We start from the raw sequence: 16,253 nt of genomic DNA, 5'->3' as shown, positions 1-16,253 counted from the left end.
ATGCGATCAACTTGTGGCTTGCGGCCGACCATTGGATCAAGCTCACCTTCGACGGCTTTTTGAGTCAAATCTATACCAAAGTGATCGAGTGCTGGGGTATCTGACTGGGCTTGCTTGCCGTTGCGTCGCCGGGTACGTCGGTCATCACCATAGACAGGGGTCTGCGCGTTCAGATATTGCTCGAGCTCATTGCGAATCTCATTTGGGTTGATTGAGATCTCACGCAAGAGCACATTCGCTCGAGCATTACGCTGAGACAAAATCGCATACAGCAAGTGCTCCGTGCCAGCATACGGCTGCCCGTATTCCTGAGCTACACGAAGGGCCAAGGTAATGGTTTTCTTCGCAGTAACAGATAGGGCCTGGAGAGCCTGCGTCGATACGGTCATATTTGCGGTAATAGTCAGCTGAAGTTTATCGATGGTGACGCCCACATGGGATAAAATCTTCGCACCAATCGAACCCTGTGTCTTCAATACGCCCAGAAGCAAATGCTCAGAACCAACATACGCAGATCCAAGTGATGCTGCGAGAATGCCAGCATTTTCGAGACTGCGTTTGGCATTCTCGGTGAAGCGATCAAATTGTGGTGGTAATTCCTGTTCCATGTGGCCTCCTTTTGATTAAAGGTGTGTAGCGGCCGGGTGCGATTTATAACGGTTAGGCAGCTTCCTCTTCATCTGCTGGTTTTTCATCACCCTCCGTGTCGTTTTTGGTATCATTTTCTGCTCTATCCTCAGTAGTAATCTGCGTATCTGCATCGCCTTCCTCAGAATTGGCAGCTGCGATTATTTCATCCTCCAGATCAACGCGCGGTTTCTTCGGCTGGTCCTCGACAACATCTGCAGTCTCTTCGATCCCTGCATCATCTGCGCCATCGATATCGATATTCCAGTCTGTCAGCTTCGCAGCGAGGCGAACATTCTGGCCCGATCGGCCGATAGCGAGAGACAACTGATCTTCAGGCACCCTCACGAGAGCTCGGCGTTCTTCTTGATTGACAGCCACGCTCATAATATTTTTCGCTGGGCTGAGTGCATTTGAGATATAACGCTCTATATTCTCATCGAACGGTATGATATCAATCTTCTCATCGCCAATGTTTGCCATCACGGCTTGTACACGCGTACCACGACCGCCGACAAACGTGCCAACTGGATCCACTCCCTCGACGTTTGACTTCACGGCAATCTTGGTACGGCCACCGGCCTCGCGAGCAACATTTACAATCTCGACATTGCCAGCCGCAATCTCAGGCACTTCCATTTCGAATAATTTCTTGATGAGATTCGGATGTGAACGAGATACAACGATCTGAGGACCCTTGATGGTATTTTCAACGCGCACAACATAAATTTTGAGACGTTGGCCAGTGTAGTATCGCTCTGAGCTAATCTGCTCGGATGGGAACATAATGGCGGTGGTGCGACCAAGATCAATAAAGACATTGCCATGCTCGACACGCTGAACCGACCCATTCATAATGGTATCTTCTTTGTCCTGATACTCGTTATAGATGACCTCTCGCTCGGCTTCTCGAATACGCTGAATAATTACTTGCTTAGCCGTCTGAGCCGCAACGCGTCCGAACTCTTTATTGTCATCCTCGATCTCTAGAGAATCACCGACTTTTGCGTCTTTTTGAATCTTTTGCGCGTCAGCGACTGAAATCTGTAAAAATTCATTCTCTACATCATCAGTAACTTCTTTTGAAATGAAAATTCGAGGAGCGCCATTGTCTGGATTGACCTCTACACGAACCTCTTGGTCCTTATCTCCAAAATCTTTCTTATACGCGGCAATCATGGCCATCTCAATCGTTTCCATGACGACATCCTTAGAGATTCCCTTTTCTTCGCAAATTTGTTCGATAGCTGCAATGAATTGATTGTTCATAATATTCGTTCCGTTTTGTCCCTTTTATTGTACTGTATTGTGATCGCAAGGTCGAAAAAAGCCGCTCGCTGCTATTCTCTTGTGTTTCTATAAAGAGAAGCGACCGACTAACAACAGCGTTAATGTATGCTCATCAGTATATCGCTTCAAAACTAGCACTGTCAAGCCTTGAGTGCCAATATATTGCCCTACACGGGTGCCTACATTACACTATCCACAGCAAAGCAATTCTCAACATGCAAGATCTTTTCGTATGGACCATCCGATATTATTTCCAGCACATCAAATCTCACCGATCGGTGCATTAGATTCATATCCGCCAGCCAGCACAATGCACCAACCGTCAGTCGTCGCTGCTTATCGGCATGCACCGCACCAATCCCTCCCCCAAAGTGTGGCGAGGAGCGATATTTTACCTCAACAAACACGATCACATCCGTATCCTCGAGTATCAAATCGAGTTCGAAAAACCGGGTGCGAACATTTTGCTCTAATACCCGATAGCCACGGGCCCCATACCACGCACGAGCTACCGCCTCTGCGCGTTTTCCAATCTTTGTCGTATTCATCACACTCCCCCTTATCATTTGCGTTATAAATATTTCTGCAAAAACGTCCGGCGATGCAGTGGAGACGGGCCGTGGCGCTGTAAGGCCTCAAGATGAGCTCGAGTACCATACCCAACATGTATCTCAAAGCCATACTCTGGGTACATCAAAGCATGCCGGCGCATCAGCTCATCGCGAGCATGCTTTGCCACTATGGATGCCGCCGCAATCGAAACACTCTTCTGATCACCACGTATGATCGTCTGTACTCGAGCCGCCCCGCCAAGCCCGGTGAAGTCATGTCGCCCATCAAGAAGCACGTAACTTGGTAGCGGATCGATCTGTTCCCATATCCGCTGCACGGCTTCTCGCTGAGCCGCAATAATACCGTGTCTATCAATAAAATCAGCTTCGATATGCATGACCTCACAGATAACCGCAGCCTCACGAATCAACGCTGCTTTTTCGGCTCGCTGAGCGGGACTGAGTAGTTTGGAGTCCGTAACTGGAACATGAAAATCATCCGGCAATACCACTAACCCAACGGTGACTGGTCCCGCCACCGCACCGCGACCAACTTCATCGATACCGGCTATAATACCAAACCCCGCCCCACGAGCCTTCTGCTCATAATCAAATGTTGCCCACTCACCTCTCATAGCTACAGTATAATACGAACAAAATACGAAATACAAGAGCTTATGCATACCAATGTAGCTTGAAATTCGCCAACATCAACGATATAATCCCCACGTCCTACAGATTTCTGAAAGGAAAGAACCTTGACCATACTCAGACCGGAGCTCGCACCGCTCGACCGCATCATCTGGAGTGCCGACGCCGTTGCAATCGGCACTGTCGCCATGGTTCGTCCCTGGCGCATGCGCTCGATCATCGAGGCGGCAAACGAATGGGATGACTGGGACTGGATCAGCTAAGCGATTCATACCATTCCCCATACTCCAAATGTATGAGGATTTTTCAATAAAAAACGGCCCGAGTCAGAAACTCGAGCCTAAAAATATTAACCAGTGAAGGTATCGGGGTCACCGAACCAACCCATGCAGTCAACCCGCCAGTCGAGGCTCTCACCAGCCTTCCATGGCACAACGCTCTGGTGCTCAGCCGGAACCCACCAGCGCTCTCGCTGGAGTGTGACGGTCCGATCTTCATGTACCGGCAAGCCGTAGAACTTCGCGCCGTTGCGAGTCATGAATGCCTCGAACACCGATGTACAGCGTTCGAGATTCGTGCCCTTATGCCGGTAGAAGTAATCCCACAACACAGGAAGTGCCACGGGAGACGTCCAGGCTCCAAAAGCCGGTGATGAGCCGGCCTTCATCGCAACTGGGTGTGGTGCCGAGTCACTTCCAAACCAGATCTGCGGGTAGATATCAGCCAGAAGCATGAACTCCGCCAGGCATTTCGCATCTTTTGGCGTCTTCGCGATTGGCATGCACAGGCAGTGCGGATCAGCCTGTGCCAACTGGTGTGTCGTGAAGGGATGGTGTGCCGTGATCGACGCACCGACCGAAGCAGTTCGCAGCTCTTGCAGGATGAATGTCAACATACGTCGATCTGACACATGCTCAGCTACGATCTTCAGACGTGGATAATTGCCCGCCAACCACGCCAGGTGCGGGATGAAGTCATACTCACGCTGCAGCGGATCGGGCTGATCATCAGCCACCGCTTCAGCATGAAGGCACAGCACCATCTCGAAGTCCTCCATGGCCCTGAGAACTCCAGGCTGCAGATCATGTGGTGTCCGCAAGCCGCTTCCCGATCGGGTCGTCCCGCCATTCGGGTAGTACTTGCAGGCTCGCACACCGAGCTGCGCTGCATCATGGATATCTTGGGCAGTCGTCTCGGAGGTCAAGTAGAGCACCATGACAACCTGTTCGGGCTGAAGTATGCGCGATTGACCAAGCAGTTGGTCACGGTATGCCACGCACAATACTCCGGTAGTGAGCTTTGGGTCCGTATTCGGCATCGGCAAGATGTGATTGAATTGCTGATCGCTGAAGGGTAATACATCCGCCATCATCGGCAGATCGCGCAGATGGACATGCAGGTCGTTCGGTCGAAGAAGGGTGATTTCGCTGATGGGAGTCACCATTATCGGCATTCCTTATCTGTAGAGGTGCGGGAGTCGAACTTCTGTAAAATACCACTAACTCGCCAGTTTTTCAATATTTTAAAAGCCCAATCCGAAGACTGAGCTTAATAGGGCTATAGTGCGAGTGGCAGCGAGATCGAATACTCCAACTGAGCTGCAACGATCTCGACTTCGACCGAGAGACGCGCTACCTGATCCGTGTAGTACGCTCTTTGTCCGTCTACATCGTCGAGCACACGTACCATCAGATATGCCTTGACTAGCTTATGTACGTTATGCCGCAACTGATATGCGGCTTCGACAAGGTTTCTGTCCGGATAATGCTGTACATGCATCATGAATGACAGTGGTCGCGTAAAAGCATCGCCTACTCGCAACTCATGCCAGACGATCATGAACCACTCTGGCAGCATATCGGGCTGATTTTGGCAGCTGAGCAATTCGGCAGCAATCCGTTGAAAGACGCTATTCACCCTTTGTTTGAAATCGTCAGGGATCAACCCATCAGGAAACAGCATCGGATCGAGATACGCTTGAACCTGTGGCATCGCGACATCTTTCGGTAGAGGTGCTAAACCAAGCTACTCTACTATACTTTGTGTTACTTTTCAAGCTTTATTTAGTATGCAAAAACGCCCCGAGGGACGCTCTGCTAAGGTCATTGGACTTGCTTAGGCTGTGGCCTTGTCTTGCTTCTTATCAGTTTCGGCTTCAGCCTGGTCGACACCAGCTTGAGTCTCTTCGGCGGCAAGCTGCTGCTCGTCATCATTGCTGTTTGCGTCACTTGCAGCATCGGCTTGAGCTGCTTCCTTGTTTTCTTGAGCTGCGATGTCTTCAGTAGAAGCGACAACTTCTGGCTCGGCTGCGGCTTTTTCTTCGGCCTCGAGTGCTGCCAGCTCATCGGCTGTACGGTGATCTGCTTCGTTGGCTGCGGCTTTATCAAAGTCCTGCTCAGTCAGACGAGCTGCCTTACCACGAAGACCGCGCATGTAGCTCAAGAACGCACGACGTACCTTGCTGCGACGCATTACTTCGATCTTTTGGACATTTGGACTATGTACAAACCAGCTTTTTTCGACACCTACACCTGAAGCGATCTTACGCACGGTCAAGAATGCGTTACCAGTGTTAGCTTTGCGATAACGGATCACAAGCCCTTCGAAGACCTGGGTTCGGGTTTTATTTCCTTCACGAATCAGTTGGTGGACGCGTACGGTGTCACCTGGCTTAATCTCTGGAAGTTTTGCCTTAAGTTGTGGCTTTTGCAGGAGTTCGATTTGCATAACTTGCCCATAGTATCAGATATATATCTAGAATTCAAGTCCTTTTATATCGCACTATTCTACCGTTATCGAACTTGGCTCGATGATTTCGGCTAACGCCTTCTCGAGCTTCGTCGTAACTGTGACCTTAAATGGCAAGCGAATCTTCTGCCCAGTGTTCGTCAGGTCCAAAACAGCCTCCGTTTCTCCTGGAGCGCTCTGCAACATACTCTTCAGTCGCAGTAGCGCGGCCTGATCGCTGAGATCTGGCATAGAAATCACAATTCTTTCAGCTTTTTTTGCAGCCGCCTCAGGTATCTCGACTTCTTGCCGTTCATCAGTCGGAATGAAGTGCTTCAATATACTTGGCTCGAGCATTTTTACCTTATCGACTACTACCTTTACTTCCTCTGATGTATTGCCGTCGCGATCGCGAGCATTAACCTTGCCCTGCACCGCGATCAGTCGATCCTCGACCCACGCATCTGGATTGGCTTCATAAGCTCGCGGGAAAACCAAGAGCTCGGTATCCCCCTTAAGGGTCTCTATGCCAACAAAGGCCATATTGTCACCTTTTTTCGTTAAAATCTTGCGCACGGTCTTAATCACCCCGCCGATAGTTACTTTCTCGCCGTCCATCTCTGGCTTAAGATCATCGGCAGTTGTCGTTTTCTCGCTCAGCCAGCCCTCTACATCGCGCAATGGGTGGCTCGTGAGATACAAACCGAGCAGCTCCTTCTCCCAAGTCGCGATCTCGCGAGTATCGAGCTGCTCACTTGGCGTGTCGAGCGGTAATGACGGGATCTCTTCAGTCACACCAAGACTCCCAAAAATATCGATTTGACCAGAGAGTGCGTTCTTCTGAGCGCGCGACATGTACGTGACAATTTTGTCGAGATTGTAGATAAGCGTACTGCGATCTTCAAAAGAATCAAATGTACCGACCTTCATCAGAGCTTCGATTGCCTTCTTATTTATCTCGCGAGCATCGACTCGACGCACGAAGTCCTCAACATTCGCGAATGGCCCACCCTCTTCGCGCGCTTTGAGAATTGCATTCACCGGCCCCTGGCCAACATTCTTCACAGCCGCCAATCCGAAGCGGATACTATCTACTCCGTCCTCACCGAGAATGACCGCAAACTCCGAGAATGACTCATTGACGTCCGGTGGTAAGATTTCGATCCCCATCTTGCGACACTCCGACACTTCGATCGAAATGCGGTCGAGATTCCCATGATCGCTCGTCAGAAGTGCCGCCATGAAGGCCGCGGGGTAATGCGCCTTCAAGTATGCCGTCTGCACAGCGATAAGTGCATAACACGCCGCGTGGCTTTTATTGAAACAATACGCCGCGAAGTCCTCGATGCCCGCCCAGAGCTTCTCCACAAACGCCCGATCAGCATCAGAGTGCTTGATTGCGCCATCGATAAAATCTTGCTTCATCTTGGCAATAACCCCTGGAATCTTCTTACCGATACCCTTGCGCAGAGTGTCCGCCTGACCGCCGGTAAAGCCGCAGAGATCCTTCGAAATCTGCATCACCTGCTCCTGGTACACGATAATGCCGTAAGTTTCCTTCAGCGCCGCTTCCATCTTCGGATGATCAAATACAATCTTGTCTGGGTTGTGTTTACGCGAAATAAAGTCATCGATCCACTGCATCGGACCTGGTCTATAGAGCGCCACCATGGCGATAATATCCTCGAAACGGTCTGGCTTGAGCTCCTTGATATAGCGCTTCATGCCAGCCGATTCGAGCTGGAAGACACCAGTGGTATCGCCGTGCGCAAGTAGTTCGTAAGTCTTCGGATCATCGATCGGAATCTCACCGACCTCGATATCGCGTCCATATACCTTCTTTATAATACGCAGTGCATTCTTAATGATCGTAAGGTTTGAGAGGCCCAGGAAGTCGAACTTGAGTAGCCCCAGCTCTTCCATAATGACACCGATATACTGTGTCGACACGCCGCCTTTTGCGGCCCGAGTCAGCGGCACGTATTCATCGAGTGGCTCAGGAGCGATGACTACACCAGCGGCGTGTGTGCCGGCATTGCGAATCGTGCCTTCAAGCTGCATCGCGATATCGATCAAGCGCTTGGTACGGGGATTACCCTCATACTCTTTCTTGAGATATGGATCATCTTGGATTGATTTCTCGAGCGGAATGTGGCGCCCTTGAATCGGCGCCGGGATGAGCTTAGCGACCGCGTCAACTTCAGCATAAGGTATCGCAAGCACACGCCCAGTGTCGCGCACGGCGTTGCGAGCCGCCATGATACCGAAGGTAATGATCTGCGCGACATGATCTTGCCCGTACTTCTCAGTCGCGTAGGCAATCACTTCTTCGCGACGGTCGTCAGCAAAGTCCATATCAATATCGGGCATCGAAATTCGATCAGGATTGAGGAAGCGCTCGAAGAGAAGGTCGTATTTGATCGGATCAAGGTCAGTAATATTTGTCACGTACGCGATGATCGAACCGGCCGCCGAACCACGTCCTGGCCCACAGACGATGCCCTGATTTTTTGACCAGTTCAGCAGATCGGCCACAATCAGGAAGTAGCCGTCGTAGCCCATGCGTGCGATGACTTCGAGCTCGTACTCGATGCGCTCCAGAACCGTCTGTGAGAGTTTTTGTTTAGCGGACTTCTCGTCATAGTGACCGATGTCTTCCTTGGGGATATTCCCATAGCGCCACATCGCACCCCGATAGACTAATTCGCGCAAATATTCGCGCTCGGTCTTCCCATCTGGCACGTCGAATGTAGGAATCAGAATCTTTCCGAGCTCGATCTCGAGATTACACATCTCGGCGATCTTGACCGTGTTTTCGAGCGCTTGTGGCTCATCCGGAAAACGCTCGGCAATTTGAGCACCAGAATATATACTCAAGTCTTGATCGAGCTTGAAGCGATTTGGATCCTCGATCGTCGAGCCAGTCTGTACACAGAGCAAAATATCATGAGCATAATGTTGGTCGGATTTTGAGTAGTGAGCATCGCCAGTTATCACTAATCCCAGATCAAGCTCCTTCGACAGTTTGCGCAAACCAGCGTTTACTTTGTCTTGTGGCTCCCATCCAATATGGGGCTGCATCTCAAGATAATAATTCTCAGCACCAAAGGTGTCTTTGTACCACTGCGCAGCTTCCTTCGCAGCTTCATAGTTATCAGCCAGAATATTTGTACCCACTTCTCCACCGATACAACCCGTCAAAGCGATAATACCCTCATGATATTTCTCAATCAGGTCACGATCGATACGTGGTTTGTAATAAAAACCTTCGAGGCAAGCTATGGTCGAAAGCTTGATGAGGTTCTTATACCCCTGCTCGTTCTTAGCTAGAAGCGTCAAGTGATACGGCGTACGATCTTCGCGGGTCGATTTATCGGTGTGCTTTCTCGGGGCAACATAGGCCTCCATGCCAATGATCGGCTTAATGTCGCGCTTCTTGCACTCCTTATAGAACTCAATCGCGCCCGACAGTGTCCCGTGATCTGTAATTGCCACAGCTTTTTGCCCCAACTCCTGCACCCAATCAAGCATCTGGGGAATCTTTTGGAGCCCATCCAGTAGTGAATAATGCGTGTGATTATGCAGGTGCACAAAGTCCGGAGATTGCTTCTGAGATGCCTTCTCTTGCACGGCCGTCGCCGACCCCTGATCTTTCGTATTCAACTCACCCATTTATTCTTATTTTACGCGATTCGTGCCTATAGCGTAAGCGCTCTAAACTATTGATTTTTATAGTTATTTGTGCTATGATTATACCTATTAGTCCAGATCGGGCGATATCCGAACCTACCACGAAAGAGGCATCATGCCAGGTCATCCGAATGAAGCTTTCTCTACGTCTGCTCCGACGAGCGGCCTGATCACGTCCGCGGACATCCCGCGTGACATCCCTGTCTTCAGGACGGCTTCGGTCTTGCTGTCCAGCGCCGCTCGCGCTGGTTATCAGCGCTTGGTCGAGAAGCTCACCGCCGATGGAGGACTCGAGACCCTCGACAAGATCAGCATCTGCTACATGGGCGCTGACTTCAAGCCGTTGCTTCTGGTGTCTGGCGACAGCGCCAACGTCCAGACCACGGTCCTGGCTCCGAACAAGGCCTACACCGCGATCCTCCTCGCGCGCGACACCGTCGATGTCGGTCCCCGCATGCGCGAGCTGCACGTCGCTCCTCCGAGCTACGGCAACGATCGCATCACCGACTTCGCCGGCGGTGTTCGCATCTGGCGGCAGGACGTCGGTACCATCGGTGGCGTCGGCGTCTCGGGTCTCGACCCACTGGCGGATCACAAGCTCGCCTTGGTCGCGCGCGACCTGATCTTAGAGCCGTACCCCGAGTTCGAATCTCCCTCGAAACCCGGTTTCTACGAGGAGATCTGACCTCCTCCCAACCTTCCCGAGTTTCGGCGCACAACGCGCCGAAACTCGGGGCTCTCCCAAGCTTTTTGCTATAATCGAACATCTTGGAAGGGCACATGCCCCGACCTCACATCTCAACCAGAAAGGGTTTCTATGTGCAAGATCCTTTTTACCAATCCTTCTCGCAAACATCTCAATCACAAGCTCTAGCTGCCCCGAAGACTAGACTTATACCGACAATCCAACGGTGGATGCTGTCAAGTTCGCCGAGCATGCTCGTATTCATCGCTGTCTTCGCTGATGACCGTCCGATCTTCGACACCATGCCGCAATCAGTCGTCAGTACGACAATCCTACCATAGGGGGTGCGCAGATGATCGATCGATTCATGCGGACTCTTTCTCAACCCGTCCCCGACACCAACTGCTATCAGTTGGGTACCCATCTTCGAGTTGATGACGCTGGCTGGCATTGCTGCCTGGCTAGCGTATAGCTATTTCTAAACTCACACTTCTACGGAAGTGTGAGTATTATTATTTCACCTGAGTGGATGTTGGGACGCTATTATCAATACTCTTAATAAAATCACCAATATAAGGAACACCACCGAGAATAATGACCAAGTATCCAATCAATACCACCACCAGAGCTATGCCGAGCGTAGTACCAACACCGCGATAAAATCCAGCCCGTAGATTGATCCATGCAAAGCGCCACCGGTTATTGATGAGTTCGATCAGCTCGCTGGAGCTAAAAATCTGAGCAACCCGTGCTGCTTGATCGATATCGTCTTTCTGAAGCTGTGTTTGCTTACTTCTTGCCACGAGACTGGGTCCGCTTGGTAGCAGGCTTAGTCGCCGTCTTTGCGGCCTGTTTAACTACTTTTTGAGCTCGAGTAGCCGTTCGCTTGGCTGTTGTAGTAGTCCTACGGGCTGTTTGTTTGGCGGTGGCTTGTGCTTTCTTAGCAACTACTTCTGCTTCTTCGGCACCTTTTTTGACTGTTTCTGTCACTCGCTTCGTAGCTTGCGCAACTTCTCGTTTGGTGCTGGCACCAATCTTCTTGCCGAGTACTTCCAGTTCTTCTAGCAGCGCGCGACCTTCTTGTACCAAATCAGCAGCCTGGCCACTAACTTCTTCACGAGCGTCATCACTGACGCTCGTCAACTTCAGGGCAGTTGCGTTGAGCTGCTGCTTAAGCTTCTCGGCGCGCTTCATAAGGTCCTTGGTCTCCTTTACGGAGTCCTGCTTAACGCGCACGCTCGCCTCCTTGAGCTGGTCGAGCCCCTCGGTAACCTGTTGCTTGACATCATCAAAGTTTGCAAGCAAATCTTTGCGTGTTTGCTTCCCACTCTTCGGTGCGAACAAAAGAGCCCCAACTCCTGCCACCAGAGCTCCAAGCCCCAATCCCTTCATAAATCCTCGTTTGCGTGCCATTATTTCTTAGCCTTTCCCCGAGATCGAGCGCCACGCATGACTTGCGCAAAAATCGCACTCATGGTCATCGGATTAATTATTTTTTCTTTTACCTCGTGCACAATGTCAGATGCCGTCTTCGTGCCATCTTGCGCAATTTCAGCGATCTTTTGCAAAGTCTTAATAAACTTGTTAATCGCAATCCCAAGCACGATCATGATCGTAAGCAAGATCAGGACCGCAATCGACAGCACTAGCGTGAGGGCAAATAACGTAGTATCCATGATGTATTCTCTTTACTGCTTTCTACCTGATATTGTACCACTACTGGCTTTTGTGCGAACAGCTACACGGCGTATAACTTTGCGGGCCGGAGCCACAGTCGCGGCCTGTAGAGCTGCTCGCTCGATGAGTACAAATTCATTTTTATCAACCAGACTATTCGGAATTACATGAATGTAGCCTTTGTCGTCCTTGATGCGACTCTTGCGCATATCCATATCGATAATAATCCCCTTAGTCTTATGATCCCCGGCCATCACCTTGTCGCCAATACGAAAGTGTCGATCACGAGCCAGGTTTAAGCCTGACACCGTATCATTGATTGTTGCAGAAATGCCCTGCGAAAAGCCGAGCGCAAGTACCGCGAAGGCGCCTGAGACTGCAAACGCAACATTCGTCAAACCAATGAGCTGGAAGATGGCGATAGACAGAAGAATCCATAGCGCCATGTCCAAGAGACGCACCGATACTTTGATAAGTCCCTTCGGAAGCTTTGTCAGTCCAAGTACCCGTATCAAGAGCTTTGAGAGCAAACGAATAGTAAGCACACCTATCAGGAAGAGAATGATCGCGGCTGGTAGTTCAACCACCACCTGCCCAACCATATCTAGAATTGGGGTAGTATATGATTTCAGATCGAGCATCTGTACAAGCTGACCGCTCGTGAGGGTTGGATTCATACTACTATCTTAGCGCTTATGCTTTGTCGAGCATAGTGCGCAAGAGCGTATTTGCGGTCTGCGGGTTCGCCTGGCCCTGAGTTTCTTTCATGATTTGCCCGACAAAAAACCCAAGCGCCTTTTCGTTGCCTGCCTTAAAGTCAGAGACTGCCTGAGGGTTGTCGGTGATAAGTTTCTCAATCATTGCCTGTAGCGCAGACTCGTCAGACATCTGACTTAAGCCTTCACGCTCGATAATTGACACGGGGTCTTCACCAGCTTCGCACATCTTCTGAAATACCTGCTTCGCCATACTGCTTGAGAGCGATCCATCAAGTTCTTTTTCGACCAACGTCACCAACTGCTCGGCCGTAAAGTTGGGCTTCAGTTGCGTTATATCGACCGCTTCAGTAGACAGACTCTTGAGATAGGCTTGATATGGGCCAATGAGATGACTTAGAAGCTTACGAGTGAGCTTAGGATTCGATTCATCGCGCACTTCAGCAAATAGTGCGCTCGTGTGTGGCTGTCCAATAAGTACATCCTGCTCATCGATATTTAAGCCAATCTCCACGAGCTCACGTCGCAAATCGATGGGCAACACCCCAACATGCTCACGCTGCGCCTCACGCATCTGCTCAGTAATAACGAGTGGCGGAATATCGGGCTCAGGGAAGTACCGATAGTCGTGGGCTTCTTCCTTACTGCGCTGAGAGAAAGTCTGCCCCTTCGCGTCATCCCAGCCGCGGGTCTCTTGCTCGATTACGCCGCCTCCCTCAAGCACTTCAATCTGTCGCGCAATTTCGTACGTCAAAGCCCGCTCGGCATTACGGAAAGAGTTGAGATTCTTAAGCTCAGTGCGTGTACCAAGCCTCTCTGCGCTATCCGAAACTGAGACATTGAGATCAAATTTCATATTGCCATGCTGCATATCGCCGTGCGTGACGCCGAGACTGGTAGCAATCGCGTAGATCTCTTGCAGATAGCGACGAGCCTCTTGCGGGGTATGCATATCGGGTCGAGAAACGATCTCCAAGAGCGGAGTGCCTGCGCGATTCAGGTCGACTAGCGAATAGTCCTTGCCGGCTGGATGAGTTAATTTGCCAGCGTCTTCCTCAAGATGAGCTCGCTCAATGCCAATCCGCTTGAAGGTTCCGTCAATCAAAATTTCGACGGAACCGTTTTCTATAATCGGCTGATCAAACTGCGTAATCTGATATCCTTTCGGGCTGTCAGGATAAAAATAATTCTTGCGATCAAATTTGGTGTGCTCACGTATTGTCGCGTTTAGCCCATACCCCAAACGAATTGCCAACTCTACTGCATGCTTATTTGGTACCGGCAAAGCCCCGGGATATCCAAGGCAGACTGGGCACACATTAGTATTTGGCTCGGCGTGCACCGAATCGTTGTCGCAGCCACAAAACATCTTCGACTTGGTCGCGAGCTGGACGTGAATTTCGATGCCAATAGTCGGCATAAACTTGCTCATAGCGGCACTCCTAGATCGCGAATCCCCTGCCCGAGTCGGTCGACCGCCCTCTCAACTTCTCGTGGTACGACGTCAATGTGCACTTCATGCGCGTACTGATTGCGTAATTTGTGCGCGGCCCAGACGCCATTCAGATCACTAAACTTGCTGCCATTGAGTTTTAAACGACCACCCATATCCTCACCAGCAAAACCGCGTGCGATCATCACATAGTCCAGGAGCTTATCGGCTTCGATCAAGGCATTCTTCATGCCAGCACCTCCAACCTTCATCATGACCTGGATCTCATTCCAGTGTGTACGCACAAATTCAGGGTCGAGCACTTTTTTCTGCTCTCCGGGATCAGGCTGAAAGTCATTTTTCGGTCGCGTCGATACCTGCGATGATTCTTTTTGTGCACGCATTATGACCAAGAGACTGCCGATGACGACAAATGCCATTACCATTGAGAAAAAGGTCATAGTTTCACCGCCTTCAACTGTGTCGCCAGCTGCCGCTCAAATCGTCCAGCCACATCAAACAGCACTGCCTCACCGCGCTGAGCAGCCATAATCTGTAAACCAGCCGGTAATTCATCGGGGCCTTCGATCGGCAACGATAGCGCAGGGATACCCGCGAGATTTGCCGCCACCGTCATAATGTCTTCCAAATACATAGCCACCGGGTCACTGGTGTGCTCACCAAGCTTGAATGCAGCCGATGGAGTGGTTGGACCAATCAGTACGTCATAGTTTGCAAACGCCTGCTCAAAATCCTCTCGGATCAACGTGCGAGCTTGCATCGCTTTCTTGTAATACGCGTCATAGTACCCAGCCGAGAGCACATAGGTGCCGGTCATAATACGTCGAGCCACTTCTGGGCCAAAGAATGAACCACGAGTTTGCGTGTAAGTCACAAGCAAGTTATCGGCCGATTGATCGCTTGAACCATACCGAATACCATCATACCGTTCGAGATTTGAGGAAATTTCCGCAGGGTTGAGAATATAATACGCTGGCAGCGCTAGCCCGATATTCTTCAGGCTCACCGACTCAATATCCCAGCCAGACTCGCGCAACTGATCAAGTGCACGATCGTACACTGCGGTCATTTCTGGCGATAGTCCGTCCATATATTCCTGCAATATCGCTACGCGTGGCTGCTTGGTAATAGGCGTGTCAAAATGATCATCGGCTACTTCAATCGTCGTCGCGTCATGTCGATCACGTCCTGCCATGATCGAAAGCACCAGCTTGGCATCATCTACTGTGTGCGCCAAAGGCCCAATCGTGTCAAACGAACTTACAACCGCGACCACGCCATAGCGACTCACAAGTCCATATGTCGGCTTCACGCCTACCACACCGCAATACGCTGCTGGCTGGCGAATACTACCGCCCGTATCTGTGCCGATCGAAAATAGACCAATCCCAGCCGCAAGTGCTGCTGCCGAGCCGCCAGAAGTACCACCAGGCACTCGCTCGAGATCACGAGGGTTCTTTGTCGCGCCATAGGCCGAAAACTCGGTCGAGCTGCCTTGCGCGAATTCATCTTGATTAACTTTGGCGATACAAACTGCGTCAGCTTCGAGCAATTTTCCAATCGCTGTACCCGTATAGGGCGCAAAAAAGCTATCGAGCATTTTGCTCGCGGCAGTCATGCGCACGTCACGCAATAAAAACATATCCTTCGCCGTAAATGGGATACCGGCTAAGCCACCGAGCTCTTCGCCAGTCTGGCGACGCCGATCGATATCTCGAGCCTGCTCAAGCGCCTGCTCCGCTAACGACGTGAGGACAGCATGGATTTTTGGATCAGCTTGCTCCATGCGTTCGATATGCTCCTGCACCAAGGCCTCGGCAGTTACTTCGCCCGACTCAAGCGCCATCAGGGCCGATGGAATATCTCGATACGTCATCGAATCACCCGCTTCACACGTATCTGACCGTCTTCATGCATCGGCGCACGCGCCAGCAGTTCAGCGCGCGGGATATCACAACGCTCAACAACATCATCACGCACAACATCAACAAGCCCCGTCACCTGACTGGTTGGCTCCACATCAGCCATATCTACTGCTTGCAACTGCTCAACGAAGCCAAGAATCGCCTGCAATTTTTCGGTGACCGCAAGTACCTCATTCTCAGGCAGTGATATATAGGCAAGTCGCGCGATACGCTCAACTTCATCGTGGGTAAGCTTACTCATCAGATATAAGTATAGCAATT

At 50.8% G+C, this 16,253-nt stretch carries 19 protein-coding genes; 2 read left to right on the top strand and 17 right to left on the bottom strand.

The annotated features are described in order from the left end of the window. From IT415_04145 to IT415_04130, 4 genes are all read right to left on the bottom strand, one after another. Positions 1 to 608 (bottom strand): ATP-dependent Clp protease ATP-binding subunit (locus tag IT415_04145; protein MCC7543856.1); only part of this gene is annotated, 608 nt, incomplete at its 3' end. Positions 609 to 660: 52 nt separating this feature from the next. Then, positions 661 to 1,896: a transcription termination/antitermination protein NusA gene (gene nusA / locus IT415_04140; protein MCC7543855.1), complete on the bottom strand. Its 1,236-nt coding sequence runs from the start codon at positions 1,894 to 1,896 to the stop codon at positions 661 to 663. Between the two features lie 200 nt (positions 1,897 to 2,096). Continuing rightward, the gene (locus IT415_04135) at positions 2,097 to 2,465 is read right to left on the bottom strand and encodes a YraN family protein (protein MCC7543854.1); all 369 of its coding nucleotides are present in this window, start codon (positions 2,463 to 2,465) and stop codon (positions 2,097 to 2,099) included. 23 nt (positions 2,466 to 2,488) lie between these two features. Then, a complete protein-coding gene (locus IT415_04130) occupies positions 2,489 to 3,151 on the bottom strand; it encodes a ribonuclease HII (GenBank protein MCC7543853.1) in 663 nt (220 codons plus the stop codon). 75 nt (positions 3,152 to 3,226) lie between these two features. Here IT415_04130 and IT415_04125 point away from each other — a divergent pair, with 75 nt between their 5' ends. Continuing rightward, on the top strand, positions 3,227 to 3,382 hold the full coding sequence (locus IT415_04125) for a hypothetical protein (GenBank protein ID MCC7543852.1): 156 nt from the start codon (positions 3,227 to 3,229) through the stop codon (positions 3,380 to 3,382). Between the two features lie 86 nt (positions 3,383 to 3,468). On the opposite strand, the gene pyrC is transcribed toward IT415_04125, so the two are convergent. From pyrC to IT415_04105, 4 genes are all read right to left on the bottom strand, one after another. Further along, complete coding sequence (gene pyrC, locus IT415_04120; protein MCC7543851.1) at positions 3,469 to 4,563, bottom strand: dihydroorotase; 1,095 nt, start codon at positions 4,561 to 4,563, stop codon at positions 3,469 to 3,471. 113 nt (positions 4,564 to 4,676) lie between these two features. Further along, positions 4,677 to 5,111: a hypothetical protein gene (locus IT415_04115; protein MCC7543850.1), complete on the bottom strand. Its 435-nt coding sequence runs from the start codon at positions 5,109 to 5,111 to the stop codon at positions 4,677 to 4,679. Between the two features lie 123 nt (positions 5,112 to 5,234). Further along, positions 5,235 to 5,846 (bottom strand): 50S ribosomal protein L19, encoded by a 612-nt coding sequence (gene rplS, locus IT415_04110; protein MCC7543849.1) that lies wholly within the window; start codon positions 5,844 to 5,846, stop codon positions 5,235 to 5,237. A 54-nt stretch (positions 5,847 to 5,900) separates the two neighbouring features. Further along, entirely contained in the window at positions 5,901 to 9,518 is a 3,618-nt protein-coding gene (locus tag IT415_04105) for a DNA polymerase III subunit alpha (GenBank protein ID MCC7543848.1), read from the bottom strand. A gap of 133 nt (positions 9,519 to 9,651) precedes the next feature. Here IT415_04105 and IT415_04100 point away from each other — a divergent pair, with 133 nt between their 5' ends. Next, positions 9,652 to 10,221 carry a heme-binding protein gene (locus tag IT415_04100; protein ID MCC7543847.1) on the top strand — a complete coding sequence of 190 codons (570 nt, stop codon included), beginning with the start codon at positions 9,652 to 9,654 and terminating at the stop codon, positions 10,219 to 10,221. 172 nt (positions 10,222 to 10,393) lie between these two features. On the opposite strand, the gene IT415_04095 is transcribed toward IT415_04100, so the two are convergent. From IT415_04095 to gatC, 9 genes are all read right to left on the bottom strand, one after another. Continuing rightward, entirely contained in the window at positions 10,394 to 10,672 is a 279-nt protein-coding gene (locus tag IT415_04095; GenBank protein MCC7543846.1) for a hypothetical protein, read from the bottom strand. A gap of 61 nt (positions 10,673 to 10,733) precedes the next feature. Beyond that, positions 10,734 to 11,024, bottom strand: coding sequence for a hypothetical protein (locus IT415_04090; GenBank protein MCC7543845.1), 291 nt, complete (start codon positions 11,022 to 11,024; stop codon positions 10,734 to 10,736). Further along, the gene (locus IT415_04085) at positions 11,011 to 11,634 is read right to left on the bottom strand and encodes a YtxH domain-containing protein (GenBank protein MCC7543844.1); all 624 of its coding nucleotides are present in this window, start codon (positions 11,632 to 11,634) and stop codon (positions 11,011 to 11,013) included. Before IT415_04085 ends, IT415_04090 begins: the two co-directional genes overlap by 14 nt. Further along, positions 11,634 to 11,897 carry a hypothetical protein gene (locus IT415_04080; protein MCC7543843.1) on the bottom strand — a complete coding sequence of 88 codons (264 nt, stop codon included), beginning with the start codon at positions 11,895 to 11,897 and terminating at the stop codon, positions 11,634 to 11,636. The genes IT415_04085 and IT415_04080 overlap by 1 nt, the downstream gene beginning before the upstream one ends. 12 nt (positions 11,898 to 11,909) lie before the next feature. Then, positions 11,910 to 12,575, bottom strand: coding sequence for a mechanosensitive ion channel family protein (locus IT415_04075; protein MCC7543842.1), 666 nt, complete (start codon positions 12,573 to 12,575; stop codon positions 11,910 to 11,912). A 16-nt stretch (positions 12,576 to 12,591) separates the two neighbouring features. Then, a complete protein-coding gene (gene gatB / locus IT415_04070; protein ID MCC7543841.1) occupies positions 12,592 to 14,046 on the bottom strand; it encodes an Asp-tRNA(Asn)/Glu-tRNA(Gln) amidotransferase subunit GatB in 1,455 nt (484 codons plus the stop codon). Continuing rightward, complete coding sequence (locus IT415_04065; protein ID MCC7543840.1) at positions 14,043 to 14,507, bottom strand: hypothetical protein; 465 nt, start codon at positions 14,505 to 14,507, stop codon at positions 14,043 to 14,045. Before IT415_04065 ends, gatB begins: the two co-directional genes overlap by 4 nt. After that, complete coding sequence (gene gatA / locus IT415_04060) at positions 14,504 to 15,913, bottom strand: Asp-tRNA(Asn)/Glu-tRNA(Gln) amidotransferase subunit GatA (GenBank protein ID MCC7543839.1); 1,410 nt, start codon at positions 15,911 to 15,913, stop codon at positions 14,504 to 14,506. Before gatA ends, IT415_04065 begins: the two co-directional genes overlap by 4 nt. 26 nt (positions 15,914 to 15,939) lie before the next feature. Further along, complete coding sequence (gene gatC, locus IT415_04055) at positions 15,940 to 16,233, bottom strand: Asp-tRNA(Asn)/Glu-tRNA(Gln) amidotransferase subunit GatC (protein ID MCC7543838.1); 294 nt, start codon at positions 16,231 to 16,233, stop codon at positions 15,940 to 15,942. Between the last annotated feature and the right edge of the window lie 20 nt (positions 16,234 to 16,253).

It is taken from the genome of bacterium (genome assembly GCA_020854115.1).
Lineage (GTDB): Bacteria > Patescibacteriota > Saccharimonadia > CAILAD01.
The sequence above is the reverse complement of the archived record's forward strand: the minus strand, read 5'-3'. Positions and strand labels throughout refer to the sequence as shown.